Annotated in this window: 15 protein-coding genes; 8 read left to right on the top strand and 7 right to left on the bottom strand. The window is 72.8% G+C overall.

The window, feature by feature from the left end:
* Positions 1–26 precede the first annotated feature (26 nt).
* Positions 27–1,031: a diiron oxygenase gene (locus J7E97_RS21850; RefSeq protein WP_215029920.1), complete on the bottom strand. Its 1,005-nt coding sequence runs from the start codon at positions 1,029–1,031 to the stop codon at positions 27–29.
* A 7-nt stretch (positions 1,032–1,038) separates the two neighbouring features.
* Entirely contained in the window at positions 1,039–2,265 is a 1,227-nt protein-coding gene (locus J7E97_RS21845) for an MFS transporter (RefSeq protein WP_215029917.1), read from the bottom strand.
* 700 nt (positions 2,266–2,965) lie between these two features.
* Between J7E97_RS21845 and asnB the strand changes: the two genes are divergently transcribed.
* From asnB to J7E97_RS21805, 8 genes are all read left to right on the top strand, one after another.
* Positions 2,966–5,182 (top strand): asparagine synthase (glutamine-hydrolyzing), encoded by a 2,217-nt coding sequence (asnB, locus tag J7E97_RS21840; RefSeq protein ID WP_215029914.1) that lies wholly within the window; start codon positions 2,966–2,968, stop codon positions 5,180–5,182.
* A complete protein-coding gene (locus J7E97_RS21835; protein ID WP_215029911.1) occupies positions 5,172–5,942 on the top strand; it encodes a hypothetical protein in 771 nt (256 codons plus the stop codon). Before asnB ends, J7E97_RS21835 begins: the two co-directional genes overlap by 11 nt.
* Entirely contained in the window at positions 5,942–6,223 is a 282-nt protein-coding gene (locus tag J7E97_RS21830) for a PqqD family protein (RefSeq protein ID WP_215029908.1), read from the top strand. The genes J7E97_RS21835 and J7E97_RS21830 overlap by 1 nt, the downstream gene beginning before the upstream one ends.
* Entirely contained in the window at positions 6,216–6,365 is a 150-nt protein-coding gene (locus tag J7E97_RS21825; RefSeq protein ID WP_215029905.1) for a mersacidin/lichenicidin family type 2 lantibiotic, read from the top strand. The genes J7E97_RS21830 and J7E97_RS21825 overlap by 8 nt, the downstream gene beginning before the upstream one ends.
* A gap of 74 nt (positions 6,366–6,439) precedes the next feature.
* Entirely contained in the window at positions 6,440–9,694 is a 3,255-nt protein-coding gene (locus J7E97_RS21820) for a type 2 lanthipeptide synthetase LanM family protein (RefSeq protein WP_215029903.1), read from the top strand.
* Between the two features lie 52 nt (positions 9,695–9,746).
* A complete protein-coding gene (gene nadC, locus J7E97_RS21815; protein WP_215029900.1) occupies positions 9,747–10,586 on the top strand; it encodes a carboxylating nicotinate-nucleotide diphosphorylase in 840 nt (279 codons plus the stop codon).
* Between the two features lie 41 nt (positions 10,587–10,627).
* On the top strand, positions 10,628–11,539 hold the full coding sequence (locus tag J7E97_RS21810; protein ID WP_215029897.1) for a hypothetical protein: 912 nt from the start codon (positions 10,628–10,630) through the stop codon (positions 11,537–11,539).
* Complete coding sequence (locus tag J7E97_RS21805) at positions 11,536–12,225, top strand: hypothetical protein (protein ID WP_215029894.1); 690 nt, start codon at positions 11,536–11,538, stop codon at positions 12,223–12,225. Before J7E97_RS21810 ends, J7E97_RS21805 begins: the two co-directional genes overlap by 4 nt.
* 76 nt (positions 12,226–12,301) lie before the next feature.
* Here the strand turns inward: J7E97_RS21805 and J7E97_RS21800 are convergent, their stop codons facing one another.
* From J7E97_RS21800 to J7E97_RS21780, 5 genes are all read right to left on the bottom strand, one after another.
* Positions 12,302–13,471 (bottom strand): argininosuccinate synthase-related protein, encoded by a 1,170-nt coding sequence (locus tag J7E97_RS21800; protein WP_308346628.1) that lies wholly within the window; start codon positions 13,469–13,471, stop codon positions 12,302–12,304.
* An 8-nt stretch (positions 13,472–13,479) separates the two neighbouring features.
* Entirely contained in the window at positions 13,480–15,363 is a 1,884-nt protein-coding gene (locus tag J7E97_RS21795; protein WP_215029888.1) for a non-ribosomal peptide synthetase, read from the bottom strand.
* Positions 15,364–15,492: 129 nt separating this feature from the next.
* Positions 15,493–16,269, bottom strand: a complete 777-nt coding sequence (locus J7E97_RS21790; RefSeq protein WP_215029885.1) for a thioesterase domain-containing protein — start codon at positions 16,267–16,269, stop codon at positions 15,493–15,495.
* A 95-nt stretch (positions 16,270–16,364) separates the two neighbouring features.
* Positions 16,365–17,720 (bottom strand): M18 family aminopeptidase, encoded by a 1,356-nt coding sequence (locus J7E97_RS21785; RefSeq protein ID WP_215029882.1) that lies wholly within the window; start codon positions 17,718–17,720, stop codon positions 16,365–16,367.
* Entirely contained in the window at positions 17,717–23,329 is a 5,613-nt protein-coding gene (locus tag J7E97_RS21780; RefSeq protein WP_251054936.1) for a MupA/Atu3671 family FMN-dependent luciferase-like monooxygenase, read from the bottom strand. Before J7E97_RS21780 ends, J7E97_RS21785 begins: the two co-directional genes overlap by 4 nt.
* Positions 23,330–23,377: the final 48 nt, after the last annotated feature.

The raw sequence follows: 23,377 nt of genomic DNA, 5'->3' as shown, positions 1-23,377 counted from the left end.
CGGGCGCGGGCGGCGCGGGCGGCCGCTCAGTCCGCCGTCAGGAGTCCCGCGGCCGCGAAGGCCTCGTGCGTGGACGGCGTCTCCAGTGCGCCGACTTCCCTGAAGTAGCGGGTCGTCGCCTGGGCGGCCCGGCCGATGGCGGTCCGGGTCGCGTCGGCCGGGTGGGCCTCGGCGATGATCTCCCCGGCCTCGGCGGCGTCGAATCCGGCGTCCCCGAGGGTGAGGGCGAGGGCCAGGTAGTCCGGCTCCAGGAACGCGGTGATGAGCACCGGGACCAGTGGACCGATCCGCCTGCGCGCCGACGCGTCGAGTTCCTGCCAGAAGAACTCCAGGAGGCTGCGGAAGTAGGCGTGGTGCTTCCCCTCGTCCTCGGCGTGGTCCTGGACCAGGTCCCTGACGGCCTCCGGCAGCCGCTTGTCCCGGGGGAGGTCGGAGAGGATCGAGGAGATCAGGGTCTCGCTGACGATGGAGAAGACGAGGTCGGCCGCTCCGCGCAGATCGTGGTCGAGCTCGGTGCGGATGCGGTCCAGCCGGTCCATGAAGGCGGGCCGGTCCGGGAGGCAGGCGGCGAAGCCGGTGCGCGCCTCCACCTGGCGGGACAGGTCGTCGGAGAACTGGGCGTGCCAGGCCTCGTCCGTCGTGATCTTGAAGGCGTCCTCCCGCATGGCGGCCGGCAGGTGGAGTCCGCTCCGGCCGCGGCTGATGTCCATGGTCACGGGCATCACGGCGACTTGTTCCAGCTCGGTGGTGAAGTAGAGGTACTGGTGCAGCCGTTGGGTGAGGATGCGCTCGGCCACCGCGTCGGGCCGGGACCGTACGAGCGGATGTGCGACCACCGGCATCAGCTCGGGCGGGAAGTACAGCCGGCCGGGCTCGGAGGGAGCCAGGACGCGCGGCGGCTTCACGCGCACGCTGGCGCGCGCGTCCCAGAGGGCGAACCTGCTGCGGTACTGGGCCGCCGCCGGCGATTCGGGGTCGGCCAGCAGGGTGAGGGCCTCGCGCAGGTGCGGGCGGGGTGCGGTCGTCTCCATGCCGGGCCTAGGTGCCCGCGCTGATCGGGTCGGCCTCTTCGCTGCCGGCCCGCTCCTGGACGGGCCTCAGGCGCCTGACGTCCGGTACGGCCAGCACGCCCAGGCAGGAGACGGCCATCAGCGCGGCCGCCCCGTAGAGCGCCGCCTTTGCCCCGACGGCGAGGGCCAGGGGTCCGGCCAGCGCCATGCCCAGGGGGCTGAGCGCGGTGGACAGCAGCCAGTCGTAGGCGGAGACCCGGGAGATCCGGTCGGCGGGGACGTGCTGCTGGACGGTGGTGTCCCACAGGGTCCCCATCAGGCCGAGCGCGAAGGCCATGATCGCGGCTCCCGCGGCGATGAGAGCGGTGTGCGCGCCCAGCGCGATGAGGGCCAGCGGGATGGCTCCGAGCGCCAGGCAGAAGTTGGCCACGACCAGGGGCCGGGAGGTTTTGATGCGCAGGGAGAGCAGCGCGCCGGTGAGGGCGCCGACCGTCGCGCCCTGCACGATGACGCCCCAGGCCACCTCGCCGCCCGCGCCGGTGATCACCGTGGCCGCGCCGACGGTGAAGTAGACGGTCCTGGAGAGGTTCCAGCAGCCGTGGGCGAGGAAGTTGCTCCACAGCCAGGTGCGTCCGCGGACCTCGCCCCATCCCTCGCGCAGGTCCTTGAAGAAGGTTCCGCGGGGCGCCGCCGCGTGCTGGATGCGCAGTCTGCTGAGCGTCAGGACGTTGACCGCGAAGGTCGCGCCGTCGAGGACCATGGCCCAGCCGGGTCCGATGGTCAGGGCGATGGTGGTGGCCGCCGCCGGCCCCACCATCATCGCGGAGCGCCGGGAGACGGCCATGAACGCGTTGGCCCGTTGCAGGAGTTCGGGAGCGACGGTGGCCGGGACCAGTCCGCTGGAGGCGGGCAGGAAGAAGCCGGTGGCCATTCCCACGCAGCCGGACGCGAGCATCAGTTCATGGAGGCCGGCATGACCTCCGACGATCTGGAGGCCGATGTAGACGTGCGCGACGCAACGGATCGCGTCCGCCGCCATCATCACCTTCTGCCGGGGCAGCCGGTCGGCCCAGACGCCGCCTATGAGGAGGAAGAGGCCTTCGCCCACCGCGGCGCTGGCCAGGACCAGACCCAGGTCGGTGGCCGATCCGATTTCCCGCACCAGGGCGAGGGTGAGCGCGACGGGGAATATGGCACTGCCGGCGTACGAAAGGGTCTGCCCGAACCAGAGGAGCCGGAATCTGTTATCGCCCAATGGCCCGCTTGAAGCCCGTGACTTGCGCAGATTCATGATCGCGACTATATCATCGCAACCCCGTCGGAACAGGGGGTTGATTTCATCCCGACAGGCCGGTAAGGGGGCATCCCATGCGCCCCTCATACCGTTCGGTTTCGGGCATGTCCGATTCCTCCGCGTAACCTCCCACAACCTGCCCCGCACCCCGCGTCCGCTCCGATATGGAACCGGTGCCCGAATTAAAGGAATCAGCCGCGCACGACCTTCTCACCGAGCCCTCACATAGCCCATCGAGGCACCTCAAAACGGGGGTTGACGGATGATCTACCAGGCCGTAACAATGCTCAGGCCGGTCGAAACCCGTCTGTGACGTGGGGAGATCTGGTTTTGGGGGCACGTCGGCACAGGGTCGGCGAAGGCGACCGTCTCGGTTTGCGAACGGGGCGGTCGAAGGGGGTGGAATTCGCATCGGGAGTTCGCTTCCTTTGCGCTGCCCCGCGGCGACCGCTTAGTCCTTGCGTCCTCTATTCCTTTTCAGAATGGAGGTGATTACGCATGAAGAAGTACATCAAGCCGTCGGCCAAGAAGGTCGACTTCGGCACGGTCATCGCGATGACCAAGTAAATGCCTAGCCGAGTACGCGTCACGCCCGGACGGGCGTGACGCGTGCCCGCTTTTCTCCCGGGTCACCCCTCGGGGCACGATGAAGGTGAATTACATGTGCGGAATCGCTGGTGTTGCCCGGATCGATGGCGGCATGCTGACCCCTGCTGCCGACGAGCTGCTGCGCGACTTGGCGTGCACGCTCGCCCACCGCGGCCCCGACGACGAGCGGCTGCTGCGTGAGGACCAGGTGGGCCTCGCCTTCACCCGGCTGTCCCTGGTGGACCCCGTGGGCGGCGGTCAGCCGCTGGTCAGCGAGGACGGCTCCGTCGTCCTGATCGCCAACGGCGAGGTCTACAACCACCGTGAGCTGGCCGCGTCCTTGCCCGCGGGCGCCCGTTTCAAGACGCAGTCGGACTGCGAGGTGCTGCTGCACCTCTACCAGCGCGACGGGCTGAACTTCCTCGACCGGGTGAACGGCATGATCGCCGTGGTCCTCTGGGACCGCAAGCGCGGCAAACTCCTCTTCGCCCGCGACCGGTTCGGCATCAAGCCGCTCTTCTACCACCGCAACCGCGAGCGGATCGTCTTCGCCTCCGAGATCAAGGCGCTCTTCGCCGACCCGGCCACTCCGCGACGGCTCGACTGGAGCGGCGCCCTCGCCGACTACGGGATGAGCTCGGCGCCCGCCCTCGTACACGAGCCGGTCAACACCTGGTTCGAGGACATCGAACTGGCCCCGGCGGCCACGGTGATGGAGATCGACCTCAAGGACGGCTCCACGCGCGAGCACCGCTACTGGTCACTGCCCGGCGCGGCCGCCGACTCCGACGCCTCGGACGAGGAGTACATCGCGCGCTACCGCGACCTCCTCGCCGAATCCGTACGCGACTGCGCGATGGCCGACGCCGAGCTCGGTCTGTTCCTCAGCGGGGGCGTCGACTCCTCCGCGGTGGCCGCACTGGCCGGCCAGAGCGGACTGCGGACCTTCAGCGTGCTCACCGGGTCGACCGTGCTCAACGGCGACGCCGAGTGGAGCCACCGCGCGGCGCGGCTGCTGGGCGTGCCCAACGAGCAGATCCTCTTCGACCGCGACCGGGTGCCCGGGATCGAGGAGTGGAAGAGCCTGCTCTGGCTCACCGAGACGCCGCTGTGCAGCCCCGAGCAGTTCTACAAGTACGAGCTCCACCGCCACGCCCGCCTGCGGTACCCCGAGATCAAGGGCATGCTGCTGGGCGCCGCGGCCGACGAGTTCAACGGCGGTTACGCCATCGGCTACGCCGGCGGCGGCGACTGGGACGACTTCCTCGCCAACATCGGCGCCATGGCCCGCCGCACCTCGCTGGACGAACGGCCCCGGATGGCGGGCTGGTGGGAGGTCTGCGACCTGCCGCTCCTGAAGGACGCGGCCGTGAGCGCCGGCCGGGACGGCGGCTTCGCCGACCCCTACGACGCCTTCGTCGCCTGGAAGTACCGCAGCCTCCAGCAGTACAACGTCTGGCACGAGGACCGCACGGCCGCCGGAAACAGCGTCGAGGCCCGCGTGCCCTTCCTCGACCACCGCCTCGTCGAGCTCGTGACCTCGATCCCGGCCGCCCGGCGTGCGAACCTGCTCTGGGACAAGCGGATCCTGCGCGAGGCGATGGTCGGCATCCTCCCCGAGGAGCTGATCAACCGCCCCAAGGTCCCCTTCTTCCACGGCGAGGGGCAGCGCCACACCTACCGCACCTTCACCCGCATGCTGGCGCAGGGCGGCGACGCGCTCCTGGAGGAGGCGTTCTCCTCCGAGCGGGCCCGCGAGTTCGTCCACCAGGACGGCGTCCGCGAGAGCCTGCGGCGTCTGGAGCGCGACCCCGAGAACGGCAGCGTCGAACACCTGCTGCGGCTGGTCAACCTCGGCCTGCTGGAACGCATGACCGCGGAGCTGCCCGTCCACCCGGCGGCCGCCTTCAAGGCCCCGGAACCGGTCACGTATCCGTACTCCGCGTGGGAGGAGAGCGAGGAGCACATCCGCGAACTCACCCTGCGACGGCCCGTGGTGGACCCGGAGGCCGTGTACGGGCTCCGCTCCGACACCCTGCTCGCCCACGTGCCGGCCCAGCCCGGCACCTGGTACCTGCTGGTCGACGGAGCGTGCGAGTTCGTCCTCGACGAGGACGAGGAACCCGCCCTGACCGCGCTGCTGCGCTCCCTGGACGGAGAGACCTCCCTGGAGAAGGTACTGGCCTGCGCCGGCCTGTCCCTGGACGGGCTGCGCCCGCAGCTGGAAGACGTGCTCGACCTCGGCCTCGTCGTCGAGGCCGCCCCGAAGGGAGCCGTCCGTGTCCGATGACCGCGCGCACCAGCTGGAAGAGCTGCGCACGCTGGGCCTGTTGCCCGACTCCTGGGTCTGCGTCTTCGAGGCGGGCTCACTGGTCCGGGGCTGGGGCAACGCCTCCAGCGACGTGGACCTCTACGTGGTCTCCGAGGAGCCCTGGACGGGCGGGGGCGCCTCGCGCCATCCCGTACCGCTCACGCCCTCCGCCGTCCTCGGCGAGGAGACCTTCGTCGGTGCGATGCGCTGGGACATCCGGTACTGGACCCGCGGCCAGGTGGAGCAGGTACTGGCCAAGGCCACCTGGGAAGCCTTCGAGCGGGGGGCAGAGGAACTCTCGCTGCGCGAGGTCCAGTTGCTCGACCGGCTCGCCTTCGGGGCGGCGGCGGGCGGCGGTGAGCTGCTGGCGCGGTGGCGCGTCGAGGCGGAGGGCTCCGCGTTCCGCTCCATCGTCGCGTCACGCATCCTGAACATGGCCGACTCCCGCATCGAGGACGCCGTGGGCCAGCTGGAGGCGGGCGACCTGGAAAGCGCCGTGCTGTCCGCGCGGGCCGCGTTCCACTACACGGTCGACGCGCTCCTCGCCTCCGAGGGCGAGTGCGGTCCGGGCGAGAAGTGGCGGGCGCGCAAGCTCCGGGCCACCGCCCCCGACGTGCTGCCCTTCGACACGTACTGGGCCTTGGAGACGATGCGGTCGTTCGACCCCGAGCAGCCCGGACTGTGGATCAACGAGGTGCTCACGGTCTGCCGCGGCATCGCCATGGAGGTGGACATCTGATGAGCACGGCAGGTCCGGTGACGCGCGCGTCCGTCCCCTCCGTCCGCCCCGACATCCGGGTGCGCAAGATCCGCGGCACCCTGGTCGTCGCGGTCCCCGAGCAGGCCTTCGAGCTCGCCGAGACCACGGCGTTCATCTGGAAGCGGATCGACGGGGTGCTCTCCGTGGAGCGCATCGCCGAACTCCTCGCCCAGGAGTACGAGATCGACGTGGAGACGGCCGTCGAGGACACCGTCGAGGTCCTCGCGGAACTCGTCGAGTACGGCGCCGTCCGTGTCTGACGCGTCCGGGCCGACGGCCGCCGAAGTGATCAGGGCGTGGCGCGATCCCCTCTTCCGCGCCTCGCTCGACGACCGCGCGCGAGCCGCGCTGCCCGCGCATCCTGCGGGCGAGATCGAGGTACCGGGACTGGACCGGGACTAGTGCCGCGCTCACAGCACTGGCGGACAGGGCGGGGGAACAGCGGGAACAGCGGGAACAGAACGAAAGGCGAGACGGTGCTGGACGCATTCCTCGACGACGCGCGCTGGTGGGCGGGACTCACCCCCGCGGAGCGCCGCACGGCCGGGGGCATTGAGCCGGACCCCGAAGAGGGCGGGCGCGGGACGGCACGGGTCCGCCTGTGGCAGGGGGGCCTGCTCGTCCCCGGGCTGCGCGTCGACCCGGACGTACTGGCCGCCCGGTGGGGCGTGGCTCCCGGCCGGCTCGCCCTGCTGGCCGCCGAGTCCCCGCGGGAACTGAAGCTGCGGCTCCCGGGCACGCCGGAGTGGGTGCGCGTACTGGTCGACGCCTGGCGGCGGTTCCCGGGCGAGGCCCTCCCCGGCGACGCACCCGGCGACGCCCTCCCCGGCCCGGCCTCCCCCGCGCTCCCCGCCCCCTCGGCCGCCGACGGCGCGGCCACCGACTGGCTGGGAACGCCGCACTGGCTGGGGCCGCTCGCGGCCTGGGCTCGCGAGGAACTGCGCGGCCGCCTCGGGTCCGCGGGCCGACTGCCGGACGGGCACCCGCTGTTCGCGCCCGACACGGCCACCCTGCGCACCATGGTCCAGCGGACGCTGGTGCTGGAGATCAACGCCGCCCGCCTGGAGGGCCGGCTCGACGGTGCGACCCCCGAAGCGCGCTACGAGGCCTTCGGCGCGGAGCTGCGCGACCCCGTGCGGGCCCTGGACCTCCTGGCCGGACACCCCGTGCTGGCCCGCGGCCTCGTGGACCACGTACGGCGGTGGGTCGAGGTCCGGGCGGAGTTCGCCGAGCGCCTGAGCGGCGACTTCCCCGAGCTGCGCGAGCGGTTCGCGATCCCCGGCGAGGGCCTGCGGGACGTGGCCGACATCGTGTTCGGCGCCGGCGACGCGCACCGCGGCGGCCGCACGGTGGCCGTCGTCGGCTTCCGCGACGCGGCCGGGTACGTCCGGCTGGTGTACAAGCCGCGCAGCCTGGCCGTGGACACCCACGTGAACGGACTCCTCGACTGGATCAACGACCGCGGCCCCCGGCACCCCTTGCGGACCTCGGAGCTGCTGGAACGCCCCGGACACGGCTGGTGCGCCTTCGTCGACGCCGCGCCCTGCGCCGACGCCGCCGCCCTCGGCCGGTTCGCCTGGCGGCTGGGCGCCCACCTCGCGCTCTTCCACGTCCTGGGCTGCTCGGACATGCACCTGGAGAACCTGATCGCGGCCGGCGAGCACCCGGCCTTCATCGATCTCGAGGCGATCTTCCACACGGAGTCCGCGGACCCGGCCGATGCCGACCCCGTGGACCTGCTGCTGCGCGCCTCGGTCCTCGCCGTCGGGCTGCTCCCGCAGCGCGTGGTGAAGGCCGGCGGGACCGGCCCGCACGCCATGGAGATCAGCGCCATGGCGGGCGGTCCCGCCCCCGGCGAGCTGGAGCTCCGGCCCGAGCTCGTCCTCGCCGGAGCCGGCACCGACCGGGTGCGGTCCGCCCGCGAGCGGATCCCCGTACCGGAGTCGGGCAACCGCCCCGTCCTGGACGGCCGGCCCGCCGACCCGTCGGCGATGCTCCCGCGGCTGATCGAGGGCTTCGAGGACTGCTACCGGCTCCTGCTCGCCGGACGCGACGAACTGGTTCCCCGGCTGGACGCGTTCGCCGGTGACGAGGTCCGCGCCGTCCTGCGCAACACCTCCGCCTACCGGGCCCTGCTGGAAGAGGCCTGGCACCCGGACCTGCTGGGGGACGGCCTCGACCGCGCATACCTCATGGAGGCGCTGGACCCGGACGGGGAGGGCGACGCGGCGGTCCTGGCCAGCGAGCGCGGGCAGCTGGCCCGCGGCGACGTCCCCGCCTTCACCGCCAGGCCCTGCGGCACGGCGCTGTCCGACGACGGCGGCGTGGTGACGAAGGGCTTCTTCCAGCGGAGCGGACTGGAGAGCGCGCGGCTCCGGCTGGCGGCCCTGAGTGAGGAGCACCTCCGCGAGCAACTGTGGTTCGTTCACGCCTCCCTGGCCACCCGCGAGCTCGGCGGCCATGCGCAGGAGCGCGTACGCGAACAGGCGGACGGGCAGGGGCAGGAGGACGGTCAGGCGCAGGAGGGCCCCGTTGCCGTCGGTCCGCGCGGACGGCCCGGCACGGCCCCGGAGCCCGACCCGGACGCTGCGCTCGCCGCCGCTTCCCGCATCGGGGACCGGCTGCTCGCGTCCGCACTCCGCGGCGAGGACGGCGTCGTGGAGTGGGTCAACCTCAACCTGGTCGGCGAGCGGTACTGGGTGGTCGGGTCCAGCGGGCTCGGGCTCTACTCCGGCGTGACCGGCATCGCCCTGTTCCTGGCCGAACTGGCCGCCGTGACCGGTGTCGAGCGCTACGAGCACGCGGCGCGCGAGGTCGTGGACGCCCTGGCCGACCCCGACGGCATGCCCGAACCGGAGGACCTGCGGGGCATGCCCGTCGGCGGGTACGAGGACCTGTGCGGGGTGCTGTTCCTCCTCGCCCGGGCCGGGCGGCTGTGGGAGGCGCCCGCGCTCCTGGACGCGGCCCGCTCGCTGGTGCCCGCGGTGCGGCAGAACCTGGAGGACGACGCGCCCTTCGACTCCGGTGACGTCGTGGACGGCGTCGCCGGGACCGCGCTCGCCCTGATCGCCCTCGACGCCGGCCGGCCCGGGGAGGCGACCCGCGAGGCCGTGCGCCGGGCGGGCGAGATCCTGCTCGGGCGCGAACCGCTGCCCGGGGACGTCCCCGGGTTCGGGCACGGACGGGCGGGCCGGGCCTACGCGTTGTCCGCGATCGCCGGCCACACGGGCGAGCCGCGCTTCGCCGAGGCCGCCGCCCGCACCGTGGCCGAGGACCGCTCCGTGGCCGGTACGGACCCGCGCACCCGTGCGGCCGCCGGCACCGGCACCGGCGCCGGCATCAATGCCTGGTGCCGGGGCGCCGCCGGCACGCTGCTGGCCGCCGCGAGGCCGGACGGTGCCGCGCTCACCGGCAGCCCGGAGCTCTCTGCCGTACGGGAGGACCTGCGGGCCGGGGTCGGCAACGACTCGCTGTGCCACGGCACCCTCGGCCTGGCCGAAGCCCTGCGCGCGGCCGGTGAGAGCGCCGGGGACCCGGCCCTGGTCGACGAGGCCCGCCGGGCGGCGACCGCAGTGGCGCACCGCGTCCTCGCGGGCGACGTCCGCACGGGCGTTCCGCGCCGCCTGTGGGTGCCGGGCCTGATGAACGGCGCGGCGGGAATCGGCTACGGCCTGCTCCGCACCGCGCTGCCCGGGCGCGCGGTGCCCGACGTCCTCCGCTTGGGGACCTGAGGCCGAACCCTTCGAAGGCTCCCGCTCCCCCACCGTGAGAAATGGAAAGAACATGCTCGAACTGCCCGTCATCCGTGAGCTCGTCTCCCGCTGCCTCATCGAGGACCTCGGCCGCGGAGACACGACCACGGACGCGTGCGTCCCGCCCGAGGCCGAGGGCCGGGCGGTCATGGCGGCCCGGGAGGACCTCGTCTTCTGCGGCGGGGCCCTGGTGCGGGAGGTCTTCGCCCAGCTCGACCCGCGGGTCGAGGTGGAGCAGCTGTGCCGGGAGGGCGAGCTGCTCACCGCCGGAAAGGCCGCCGTGGCCCTGGCGGGACCCGCACAGTCGCTCCTCAAGGGCGAGCGCCTGGCGCTCAACTTCGCCCAGCGGATGAGCGGGGTGGCGACCTTGACCCGTTCGTTCGTCGACGCCCTGACCCCGGGCTCCGCCACCCGGATCACCGACACCCGCAAGACCACGCCGGGCCTGCGGGTCGTGGAGCGGTACGCGGTCCGGTGCGGTGGCGGATACAGCCACCGGTCCGACCTCGGCGCGGCGGTCCTGATCAAGGACAACCACGTGGCGGCCGCCGGAGGCATCACCGCGGCGGTGACCCGCTCCCGGGCCGCCGCCACCCACGCGACGCGCATCACCTGCGAGGTCGACACCCTGGAGCAGCTGAGCGAGGCGATCGAGGCCGGGGTCGACATCGTGATCCTCGACAACTTCACCGACGAACAGATCGCCACCGCCGTGGAGTTCACCGGCGGGCTGGCCGTCATCGAGGTCTCCGGCTCCGTCTCGCGGGAGCGGATCAGGGACATCTCCGCCCTCGGCGTCGACGTCGTGAGCATCGGGGCCCTGACCCATTCCGCGCGCGCCGTGGACCTCGGTCTCGACTGGACCGCGTAACCCCGACCCCATGTTTCATTCCACCCGAGAAGGAGGTGCCCGTGCCCAAGGCAGTTCTTGATGTCAGCGTGCGTTATCTGGACCAGGACCTCCGGGAGGAATACCTGCGGAGCCTCAGCCTGAGCGACTACCTCTACCAGGAGCCTCCGACCGGACTTCCGCGCCTGATCGAACGCGACTACGTGAAGCCGGATTTCTTCGACTGGGCGAACCTCAAGATCGAGGAGGCCGGGTTCGATCCGAAGGAGATCGAGCTCCGCTACGCGTCGATCGACGTCCGGCTGGCCCCGATCCGCGCATCGGGACGGCCCCTCTCCTTCCCTTTCATGATCAACTCGGCCTTCACCTACAACGGTCTGAACCTCCACGGCCCCTTCGTCGCGGGGCACCAGGCCGGCATTTCCATGGTGCAGTCGCTCTCCGAGGTGAAGTACGCCCGGTTCAACCTCCCGCCGCACCTGGACGGGGTGTTCACCAGCGACCACCAGACCTCGGTCATCGCGGACAGCATCCACGGGATCAAGACGGCGCCGGGCGTGGACGGGCTGATAGCGGCCCTGCCCGACCGCGGCCGCGACCCCGAGATGTTCCAGAAGTCGAACATCGCCCGCGTGCTGACCGGAGGCCACATCACGGACGCCGCGCACGACCGGGAACCGGGGACCACCTGGCCCGGAAACCACCTGCGCGGCGTGCCGTTCAAGATCACGCCCGAGGTGTACGGAGGTCGCATGCCGCTCTACGCGAACGACTTCACGTACTACTCCTTCCTGCGCTCCGACCTCCACGACGAACTGCTCCGGGACGCGCGGTTCCTGAGGCTCATCGACCTGATCCGGCGGCTCGGCCCATCATTCAAGGCCAACCGGCCCAACGCGTCCGAAGGCCTGCTCTTCAACCCGCAGCGCAACATGCAATTCATCACGGAACTCATCACCCGGAGCGCACAGTGATCAGCATTCCCGTTCCCCTCGCGACCGGCCCGAGGCCCGAGCGGGGACTGCTCGTCAGCTTCTCCGGCGTCGACGGGTCCGGGAAGACCACGAGCATCCGGCGCCTCAAGGGGACCCTGCGCAGGAACGGCTACCGGGTCCGCGTGTTCAAACTGCCCAGCAACGAGGCCAAGACGCTGCGCCTGTTCACGGAGTACAAGAAGGACCCGCTGACGGCCCAGTCCGAGGGCCGGGTCGACATCTTCTCGATGTTCCTGGCGGTGACCGGAGACCGGCTCAACACCATCAGGACCAGGATCCTCCCGCTGCTCGACGCGGGGTACGCGGTGATCGTCGACCGCTACCTCTACTCGGCGATCTGCGAGGCCGTCATCTCCTCCAGCGGGTTCACGCCCACGCAGTGGCGGGTGATCTCGGACATCATTTCCGAGTTCCCGACGCCGCACGTCGCGTTCTTCACCCGTGTGAGCTTCATCGAGGCCCGCAAGCGGATCAACTCCCGCGAGGCGGAGCGCGACGACTTCGTCGACCCCGTCCTCTTCAACGAGCGGATCGACGCCTTCGAGATCGTCCGGAGCAAGTTCGAGGGCGTCCTCGTGGACACCGCCCTGGACGAGCACTCCTGCTTCAAGATCGTCTCGCGCGAGGTCGGCCGGCACGTGAAGCACCCGCCCGCGCGGCCGTAACCGCGTACGGCATACCCCGGGCCGCCGGCCGACGTCTCCGTCGGCCGGCGGCCCGGCCGTTCGCCGACCCGGCGGCTCAGCCGTCGTAGCGGATCGACTCCCTCTCCCAGTCCTCGCGGTTGCGCACGTACAGCGGGGAGGGGGCGACGATCGACCGGGTCTCGGCCGAGCCCGGTCGCAGGCGCCAGCGCACGGTTCCGGTGACCAGGGAGGCGCACGAGTCGATGAAGCACTGGCTCGCCTTGCGCAGCTCGCCGAACCAGCGCCCTTCCAGCGCCTCGCGCACCCACACCTGTTCGAGGTGCATCTTCTCCCGGATGGTCTCGGCGTCAAGCGTCGCCGTCTCCAGGTGCCGGTAGGTCTTCAGCAGCAGCTCCGCGGCCGGCATCTCGCGCAGCTCCATGACCTTCTGTCCGCCGGGAAGGTGTTCGAGCCCGCTGTAGCGGCCGATCCCGTGCGCGCCCGCCCGGTGGTTGAGGTGCTCGACGAGCGCGCGCAGCGGGAAGCGGACCCCGTTGACCGAGACGGGCACACCGGCCTCGAAGCCGATCTCCACGCTCTCCTCCGGTGGGTGCCCGCCGCGCACGCTCCAGGCGTACAGGTGCTCCGGGACCGTGTGCTCCTCCGGGTCGTCGAGGATCCCGGACTCGAACTCCCGGCACCACAGGTTCGCGTCGATGCTGGCGATCCGCTTGCTCATGTGGACGAGCCCGATCGACTCCAGCTCCCGGGCCTTCTCCTCGCGGTCCACCGGGTCGAGGTCGTAGGGCGTGCCGTACTGGCCCTGGTAGCGCAGGAGGCGGAACGCGCCGTTGAGCCGACGCAGCGTGTTCTGCGAGCGGTTGGCCGTGTGCAGGACGCCCGACGCGTCCAGGCCGGCGGCCACGTCCACGGCCAGCTCGGCGATCAGCGGCCTGCTGAGCGAGGAACTGATCGGGTGGGTGCCGAGGTACACGGCCTGCGCGGAGATCGCCGGGCGGACGTACTCCTCGGCGAACCGGGTGCGACCGTCGATGACGTGCAAGGTGACCGAGAGCTGGTCCGCGACGAGCCGCAGCTCCTCCATGCCCTCGCCCGCGCCCAGGTCGACGCTGACGGCGTGGACGTCGGTGAACCCGGCCTCCGTCAGCCGGTGGAGGAGGTAGCTGCTGTCCAGGCCGCCGCTGAAGAGCGTGACCAGGGGACGCGCGCGGTCGAACCGCCGCGGGGAGAGGTCGGCGAACGACCGGATGAGGGGTCTGTGCACGGAATCCTTCAACGTACGGTCTCCTGTTCCATGATGCGCCGCAGCTCCTCGGTGAAGTCCGTGAACGCCGGCGCGGTCAGCAGCGCCGCCAGGGGAATGTCGGCGCCCAGCCGCTCGCGGAGCGTCTCCACGACGTGGACGACCTTGAAGGAGTCGCCTCCGAGGTCGAAGAAGTCCTCGTCCGGGCCGACTTCGGCCACCTCCAGCACCTCGCACCACACCTGGGACACCACGGACGCCAAGGACTCCCCCGCGTCCGCCCCGTCCGCCCCGTCCACCGCGGCCGCGTGCGCCGGCCGTTCCGGGTGGGCGGCGGCCACCGCGGCCGCGTCGGCCGAGCGCTTCGCGGCCCACTCCGCCAGCAGGAGTCGGTCCGTCTTGCCGTTCGCCGTCAGCGGCAGCCCGTCGACCGTCTCGATGGCCGAGGGCACCATGTAGTGCGGCAGCCAGGCCCGCAGCAGCTCCCGTACGGACGGGGCCAGGTCCTCGGCCCGCGCGTCCTCCTCGGGCACCACGAAAGCGGTGAGCCGCTTCCCGCTGCCCTCGCCGTGCGCGACGACCGCCGCCTGCCGGACGCCCTCGCAGCGGGCGGCGGTCGTCTCGATCTCGCCGAGCTCCACGCGGATCCCCCGGATCTTCACCTGCCCGTCGACGCGGCCCAGGAATTCGAGGACCCCGTCGGGACGGGACCGCACCAGGTCACCGGACCGGTAGAGGCGGCCGTCCGGACTGACCGGCGGGGCGTCGAGGAAGCGTTCCGCGGTGAGCTCGGGCCGGTTCAGGTACCCGAGGGCGAGACCGGCGCCGCCGATGTGGAGCTCGCCCGGCTCCCCCTCGGGGACCGGGGCGCCGCCCTCGTCGAGGATCCACAGCTCCGTGTCCCGGATGGCCGTGCCGATGAACACCGTCTCGGGGTCCGGATCGCGCGGGCACACCCAGGCGGTGCAGTAGATGGTGCACTCGCTGGGGCCGTAGAGGTTGGTGAGGCTTGCCGTGGAGCGGGCGTGGAAGCGCTTGACCAGCTCCGGGGCGAGCGGCTCGCCGCCGGTCAGGACCTGGCGCAGGCCGTCGTAGCGCTCGGCCGGATCGCGGGTGAGCAGGAAGAGTTCGAGCAGGGACACCACGCAGTAGAACGTGGTGATCCGGTGGTCCTCGATCAGCCCCGCGAGGTAGTCGGCGTCGCGCTGGCGGCCGGGCGCGGCGATCACCACGGTGGCCCCGGCCAGGAGCGGCCAGTAGAGCTCGCAGAGGTACATGTCGAAGGTGCACACCGTGTGGTGGATCATCCGGTCGTGCTCGTCCATGCGGTGCGTGTCCTGCAGGGCCCTGAGCCGGGAGACCAGGGCCCGGTGGCTGATCAGCGCGGCCTTCGGGCGCCCGGTGGACCCGGAGGTGTAGATGACCACGGCGGGGTCGTCGGCGGAGCCGGGGAGGCGGCGCCGCTCCTCCTGCCGCTGCGGCCCCGGCTCCCGCGCGGGCGGGGCCTCGTACTCCTCGTCGGTCAGCACGAGGAGGCCGGAGACCCCGGAGAAGCGGGACCGGAGCCCGGAGCCGGTCAGGAGCACCCGGGGAGCACAGTCCTCGATCGTCCCGAGGGTCCGCCGCAGCGGTTCGTGCACGTCGAACGCGGCGTGGGCGGCGCCCGCGAAGACGGAGCCGAGCACGGCCACCACGAACTCCACGGACCGCTCGTGGTAGACCGCGACGCGGTCGCCGGGGCGGACGCCCCGCGCGCGCAGCGCGTCGGCGGCCCGCAGGACGCGGTCCCTCAGCTCGCCCGCGGTCAGTACGGTGTCCTCGAAGATCAGCGCGGGGAGCTCGGGGCGGCTGTTCCACCGTTCGAGCAGGAGGGCGTCGATCCGGTGGCCGGGATCGGCTGCGGCGGTCGTCATGGAAGTGAACCTCACATCGGGCCAAGCGGTGAGAACGAGTACGAGTACGACTTCGAGTTCGAGAACGAGAACGAGAACGGCCGTGGCGGCCGGTGCTGTGGCGGCCGGGAAGGTGTGCCGGTCACGGCACTAGCGGCGGACGGCGGTGAAGTGGTCGAGGCTGTCGGCGAGGGCGCCGACCAGGGCCCCGGGATCCTCCGTCAGGAGCATGTGCCCGCCCGGGACCAGGACGCTGCGGACGTCCTCGCTGAACAGGGACCAGTCGGCGGTCCGCTCGTCGGGGCACAGCTCGTCCCCGTCGCCGAACACCGTCAGCAGCGGGCACGCCAGGAGCGGTTCCGGTTCGGACGCGTAGTCCTCGACGGCCCGCATGTCGGCGACGATGGCCGGCAGCACCAGCGCGAACATCTCCGCGTTGGCGGCGAGCGAGGCCGGGACCCCGCCGAACTCCTCCAGGATCTCCAGGACCCTGGCCGGCTCGTCCGTGTCCCGCAGGGAGGGACGGCCCGGCCGGGGCCGCTCCGTCACCGCCCACTGCGATACCGCCACCAGGCCCGCGACCGGACCACCGGCGCGGCCGCCGTCCTCGCGCTGCACCGCCCGTACGGCCTCCAGCCCGATGACGGCCCCCGAGCACACTCCTACGACGATCAGCGGGGCCGTGCCGGGCAGCGCGTGGAGGGTGGCCACGACGTCGTCCACCAGGCCGGGCAGTTCGGGCACGTCCTCGCGGATGCGCGACTCGCGGCCCGGCATCCGGGCCGTGGCGACGAGCCAGTCGGCCGGTGCGTGCTGCGCGAAGGCCAGACCGCTCGCCGCGCCACCGCCGGCGTGCGGAACGATCAGGACGCGCAGCGCGGCCTCCTGCGGGGCGGCGCCCCTGATGACGAAGTTTCTTGCGGACACGCTCTGCTCTCCTGGAGGGGGTGGGGACGTGGACCGTGCGCGGGGCCGCACGACGCGGCCGAAGCCCCCCGCGCGGTGGTGGTGTCGCCCCGCGGTCAGCCCGTCATGACGAACTCGGTGAGGGCCCGGGTCAGGTGGCCGGGGTCCCGGGCACCGGCCAGTTCGCGGGCCGAGTGCATGGACAGGCCGGCCACGCCGACGTCGACGGTGGTCACGCCCAGCCGTGCCGCGGTGATCGGCCCGATCGACGTGCCGCAGCCCATCGCGTTGTTGGAGACGAACCGCTGCCACGGCACGCCGGCCCGCTCGCAGGCCGCCGCGAAGGCGGCGACGCCGGTGCCGTCGGTGGCGTAGCGCTGGTTGACGTTGACCTTGACCACGGGACCGCCGTTGGGCAGCGGATGGTTGTCCGGGTCGTGCCGCTCGCTGAAATTGGGGTGGACCGCGTGGGACATGTCCGAGGAGACGCAGAACGAGCCCGCCACGGCCCGCGCCAAGTCCTGGCCGCTGCCCCCGCGGGCGTCGACCGAGCGGCTCAGCACCCGCTCCAGCAGCGGGCTCTGGGCTCCGGTCTCGGAACCGCTGCCGCACTCCTCGTGGTCGAAGGCCGCGAGCACCGGGATCCGGAGCCGGCTACCCGGCCCGATGTCCCCGGACCAGGCCTCGGCGGCTGCCGTGAGCGCGCCGACGCCCGCGTGGACGGACAGCAGGTTGTCCAGGCGCGAGGACGCCAGGAACTCCCGCTCCGCGCCGAGGAAGCCGGGGGCCTGTACGTCGTGCAGCATCAGGTCCCAGCCGAGGACCTGCCCGGCGTCCAGCTCGGCCGCCCCTGCGACCCGGCGCAGCAGCGCGCCCCGCTCCGTGGCGCCCAGGGACCAGATCGGCTGGGTGTGGCGCTGCCGGTCGAGGGCGAGCCCGTCGTTGACCGTGCGGTCCAGGTGGATGGCCAGCTGCGGTACCCGGAACAGCGGTTCGTCGATCCTGACGAGGGTGGAGGTGCCGTCGCGCAGGGTGAGCCGTCCGGAGATGCCGAGGTCCCGGTCGAGCCAGGTGTTGAGCGGCACCCCTCCGTAGATCTCCACGGCGATCTGGCGCCAGCCCGCCGAGCCGGTGTCGGGCGTCGGCTTGACCCGGAGGTTCGGGGAGTCCGTGTGCGCGCCGATGATGCGGAACGGCGTGTGCGCCGGGGCTCCTTCGGGGACGTACCAGGCGACGAGGGCGCCCGCGCGCGCGATGAAGCTGCCGCCGCTGCGGCCGCTCCACTCGTCGGTCTCGCTCAGCTCCGTGAAACCGGCCTTCTCCAGGCGGCGCGCCGACTCGGCGACCGCGTGGTAGGGCGAGGAACCCTCCCGCAGGAAGGCGAGCAGGTCCTCGGCAAGGCCGGTGTCGTGACCGGTGTCGTGACTGGTGTCGTGACTGGTGTCGTGGCCGGTGTCGGTGACCGCGGTCATTCGGCTTCCGCCTCTCGGGGCGTCGGGTGGGCGCCGTCGGCGGCGAGCAGGGCTGCCATCGGACGGTCGGGGTCGGCGCTCAGGTCCGCGAGCAGCGCTTCGTAGGAGGACAGGAGGCCTTCGGCCGTCTCCCGGTCCCACAGGTCGGCCGAGTACTCCAGGAAGGTGCGGTAGCCGAGGTCCGGGTCGCGGCGCGGCGAGAGGCCGAAGACCAGCTCCGCCCGGCTCACCGGCGGGGCGAGGTCCTCGACCTCCACCCGCAGGCCGGGGATCTCGACGTCGGTGTCGCCGTAGTTCTGGAACGCCAGCACGTACGGGACCCGGTCGGGGACCTCGGTGGCCCCCGCGTCGCGCATCGCCTGCAGGATGCGCGCGGTCGGCAGGACGTTGGCCATGACGGCCAGTGCCTCGGCGCCGGTCCGGGCCACCAGCTCGGCGAAGGTCTCCTTCGGGTCGATGCGCACCCGGACCATGACGGCCGTGGTGGTCAGCGCCACGAGCGATTCGAACTCCGCGCCCTCGCGGTTCGCGTACGGGACGCTCAGCAGGACGTCCCGCTCCCCCGACAGCCGTGCGAGGTGCACGCCGAGCGCCGCCGCGGAGACCGCGAACGGGGTCACCCGGCGGGCGGCCGCGAGCGCCTCGACGGCCGTCCGCGCGGCGCCGGGGACCACCCCGCGCACGGTGTCGCCGTCGCCGCTGAGCTTCTCGGGCCGCGGCCGGTCCGTGGGTACGTCGAGGCTGACCGGTGCCCCTTCGAGGTACGCGGCGCAGTGCGCGGCCCGCCGTGCCTCGACGGCGGGGCTCTTCTCCCGCCGCTGGTGGCGGGCGTAGTCGGTCGGCTGGGAGGCGGGCGCGTCGAGCCCGTGCGCCCGGCCGGCCGCGGCCGCGGTGTACAGCTCGGCGAGTTCGCGCACGAGCACCGAGTGGGACCAGCCGTCGGCGCAGATGTGGTGCAGCGTGAACATCAGCAGCCACTCGTCCTCGGCGACCCGCAGCAGTCTGAGCGGGGCGAGCGTGGTGCGGGTGATGTCGATCGGCGTCTGCGCCTGCCGACGGCACACCTGGTCGGCCCGGGCGGCGCGCCGTTCGGGCGCGAGGCGGGTGAGGTCGTCGGTCTGGAGCCGGACCGGCCCGGCCGCCAGCACCTCCTGCCACCAGTCCTGCGCCTCGTCCTGCGCGAAGCGCAGGCGCAGGGCGTGGTGGCGGGCGACCAGTTCGGTGAGCGCCGTGCGCAGGGCGTCGGGGTCCAGGGCGCCGTGGAAGCGGATCCTGGTCGGCACGTTCCAGATCTGGGGCTGCGGGAAGGAGTAGTGGCCGGCGATCATTCGTTCCTGCTGGTCACTGACCCGGGCCCGGTCCACGACCTCGCCACCGCGCGGGGCGGCGGGGGCCGAAGCGGAAGGGGAAGCCGAAGCAGGGGTGGGGGCGGTGGCCTCGGCCGTGTCCGCCTGCCCGGTACGACCGGCCGCCCCGGCCGGATCCGTCTCCCCGGCCGTCGCGTCCTGCCCTTGGGCTTCGCCGAGCGCCAACCGGCGGGCCATCGCGCCCAGGTTGGGGTCCGCGAAGAATTCGGCCAGGGAGAAGTCGACGTCCAGCGCGTCCCGGACGCGGTTGATGAGGCGGATCGCCGCGATCGAGTTGCCGCCGAGATCGAAGAAGTCGGCGTCGTCGGCCACCTCGTCGACCTTGAGGACGGTCTTCCAGAGCGCGCGCAGTTCCTCCGTGACGACCGGCCCGATGGCCAGCCCGCCGACCGGCCCCACGGCCGGGTCCTCGGGGACCTCCGGAGCCACCGGCGCGGTGTCCCGGACCAGTTCGGCGTCACCGCCCGTCATGGCCGCCAGGACGCGGTCGAGGTCGCCCAGGTAGTCCGCGGCCGTCGCGGCGTCGAAGAGGTCCGCGTCGTAGCGGAGGCGCAGCCGCAGGCCGGAGCGGGTGCGGATGGCCATCAGGGCCATTTCGAGCGGCGCGGACTCCGTACCGCCGTCGACCTCCCCCGCGCTCAGTCCGGGCAGTTTCACCCGGGTCAGCGGCGCCGTGTCGAGGTCGGCCGACACGGTGATCAGCGGCCGCGGGTTGCCCCGGTCCGGGTTGACGGCCGCGAGCAGCGCGTCGAGGTCGACGTGCTGGTGGGCGTCCGCCTCGAACAGGGCGTCGCGCGTGGCCCGTACGGCGTCGGTCAGCGGTGTCGTCGCCGTCAGAGACGCGCGCAACGGCAGGACGCAGACGTGGAAGCCGACCGTATCGGCGCTCTCCGGCGTGCGCCGGCCGAAGGTGGAGCCGACGACGAACTCGTCCTGGCCGCACCGCTCGCGCAGGACGAGCTGCCAGGCGGTCAGCAGCGTGGCGAACAGGGTGACGCCCCGCTGTCCGCTCCACTCCTGGAGCCCGGACAGGCGGGCGCTGTCGAGGCGGATCTCCGCGGCCGCGCCGCTCCCGGCCACCCGGCGGCCGCGCGGCCGGTCGGTGGGCAGGGCGGGCACGGGCGGCAGCGGGGCGAGGTAGTCCCGCCACCACCGCAGGTCGGCCGGATCCCGGTCGGGCCCGTCGGCGCCGACCGTGGTGCCGGCGGGCGCCGCGAACCGTGCGGTGCGGCCCTCGACGGCGGCCGTGTAGAGCTCTTCGAGGTCGGCGGCGAGGAGGGTGGCGGAATGCCCGTCGGTGACGATGTGGTGCATGCCGAGCACCAGGACGTGCTCCTCGTCGGCGAGGGCCAGCAGGCGCGGGGTGAACAGCGGGCCTTCGGCCAGGTCGTACGGCCGCGCGCTCTCCTCCCTCAGCACGGCGGCGACCGCCGCGTCGGCGTCTTGCCCGCGGAGGTCGGTCAGCCGCAGCGCGATGCCCGGCGCGGCCCGGACGACCTGCTGGACCGTCTCGTCCCCGGTGCCCGCGCGGAACACGGTCCGCAGCGCGGCGTGCCGCTCCACGAGGCCCGCTACGGCGGCACCGAGCGCGGTCTCGTCCAGCGCGCCGTGCAGCCGTACCGCCTGGACCTCGTTGTACGCGGCCCGGTCGCCGATCAGCTGGGAGGCGAGCCAGAGCCGGCGCTGGGCGTCGGTCGCGGGCGCGGACACGTCGGCGGCCGGCCGGGCGTCCTCGTGGTGGCGTGCGCGCAGCGCGTCGAGGCGTTCGAGCCCCGCGCGCATCAGGTCGGCCGGCATGCCGAAGTCGACCAGCGCGGCGATCTCGTCCACGCCGGCGGCGCGCAGGGCGTCGACCACCGGGGAGCAGGTCTCGGGCGTGCCGATCAGCGCGCGCTCGTCGCAGTAGCGGTCGTAGGCCCGGCGGAAGAGGTAGTCGAGGTCCTCGTCGCTGGCCGTGGCCACGGCCTCGGGGCTGCCGCCGATGGCTCCCGCGGCGGAGCGCATCTGGAGCGAGGAGCGCAGGTAGCGGCTCATCGGCTCCAGCGCCTGCGCCCGGGCCGTCGCGTGGTCCTCGCCGAGGTAGGTGTGCAGGAGTACGGTCACGCGGCCGGCGTCGGGATCGAGGCCGTGCTGCTCGCGCACCTTGCGGTAGTGGCCGATGTTCTCGGCGAGCTCGGCGACGGTCTGGTTCATCAGGTTGGTGACGATGCCCAGACCGCGCTCCGCGGCCTCCTCGTAGGAGTCGCGGCGCCCCGAGGTGGCCAGGAACATGGGGGGCTCGTCCTGTACGGGGCGGGGGTGGATCCGCAGCTCGCTCTCCCGGCCGTCGCCTCCCGTGCGCCGCAGGGTGCCGCCCCGCCAGAGCGTCCGTACGTCGTCGAGGTGGGCGAAGCCGATCTCCTTGCGGCGCGCGAAACGGTCCGGGTGGAGGGCGAAGTCCTGGGCGTGCCAGCCGGTGGCGCAGCCGATGCCCACCCGCCCGCCGGACAGGTTGTCGACGACCGACCACTCCTCGGCGACCCGGACCGGGTCGTGCAGGGGCAGGACGACGGAACCGGCGTTCAGCCGGATCCGGCTGGTCTCGCGGGCCAGGGCGGCCGCCAGCACGGACGGGTTGGGGAACAGGCCGCCGAAGGAGTGGAAGTGCCGCTCGGGCACCCACAGCGAGCTGAAGCCGCGCTCGTCGGCGAAGCGTGCCGTCTCCACGATCTGCTCGTACGCGTCGGCGGGCCGCGGCGGGCGCGCTGCGGCCCCGCCGTGCTCCCCGGCCGTCCCGGGGCCCTCGGCGTCGGGGTAGTCGCCGAAGAAGTACACCCCGAAGTCGGGGGCCGGCCGGGGGCGGGCGGGCCGTGGCAGGGGCTGGGCCTTCGGCAGGGGGCGCGGGCGGGTGGCGGGGAAGAAGCCACCCCCGCGCAGGGCGCGCAGCGAGTCCTTGACCGCGTCGGACACCCGCTCGACGTCGCCGTCGGTGTGCGCGGTCGACAGGTAGAAGCTGCGCCACTCCCACACGTAGATGCCGCGCAGCAGCAGGTGCTGGTAGAGCAGCTCCATGTCGGCCCGGTGGGTGAAGCGGAACATGGACCCGAAGTGGGCGAGTTCCAGGGGGAATTCCTCGTCCCGGAAGAACGCGTTCAGATCGTCGGCGAAGGCTCCGGTGCGGGCGTTGAGCCGCTCCTGGAGGCCGGGCCCCTCGGCGGTGAGGTGGGTGAGCACCGCCTTGGCCGCTGCCATGGAGAGCGGGTGCTGCATGTAGGTGCCGCCGAAGAACGTGGTTTCGACCTCGGGACGGCTGTCGTCCCCGTACCGCCAGAAGCCGCCGTCCACCCCGTCCAGGATGTCCGCGCGGCCCGCGATCGCGCCGATCGGGAAGCCGCTGCCGAGCGCCTTGCCGTAGGTGGCGAGGTCGGGGACGACTCCGTAGTGGTGCTGCGCGCCGCGCGGGTGGGGGCGCAGGCCGGTGAGCATCTCGTCGAAGAGCAGCACGATGCCGCGGCGCCGGGTGAGTTCCCGCAGGGTGCGCAGGAACTCCACCGGGCGCAGCCCGGGGTTGCGGCACTGGACGGGCTCGACGATGACGGCGGCGATGGTGTCGCCGAGCGCCTCGATGGTCTCCAGGGCCTCCTGGCTGCCGTACTCCAGCACGAGCAGCTCGGCCACGGCGCTGTCCGGGATGCCCCGGGTGACGGGCACGGCGCGGCCGGAGTCGGGGCCGGGGCGGCCGAGTACGGAGTCGATGTGGCCGTGGTAGGAGCCGCGGAACATGACCACGCGGTCGCGTCCGGTGGCGGCGCGGGCGAGCCGCAGGGCGGCCGAGTTCGCCTCCGTACCGGAGTTGGCGAACGCCACCCGCTCCAGGCCGGTGAGGTCGGCGAGCAGCTGGGCCACTTCGCCGGCCTCGACGGGCCGGGGGCCGAAGCGCAGGCCGTCGTCGAGGTGCTCCCGTACCGCCCGCGTGACGAACTCGGGCTCGTGGCCGAAGAGGAGGGCTCCGAAGCCCATCGTGATGTCGGTGTAGTCGTTGCCGTCGACGTCCGTGATCCGCGCCCCGCGCGCCGAGCGGGCCGCGAGCGGGTACAGCGTCTCCTTGGTCGAGCGGCGGAACCCGACGACGGCCCGGCTGTCGGCGAGGACCGCCCGCCGGCTCTGGGCCAGTGCCTTGGAGGTCGGGGTGGCCTCGACCAGGCTGCGGGCGAGCCCCGCCGCGTGGGCGCGCTGGGCGGCATCGGCCCCGTCGCCGGCCATGCCGGAGCCCGGGGGGAGCGTGACGCGCGGGCCGTGCAGGGCGGGCGC

Source organism: Streptomyces sp. ISL-66 (genome assembly GCF_018614135.1).
In the GTDB taxonomy this organism is placed as follows: domain Bacteria; phylum Actinomycetota; class Actinomycetes; order Streptomycetales; family Streptomycetaceae; genus Streptomyces.
Note: the sequence above shows the minus strand (reverse complement) of the source record. Positions and strands in the feature narration are given on the sequence as shown.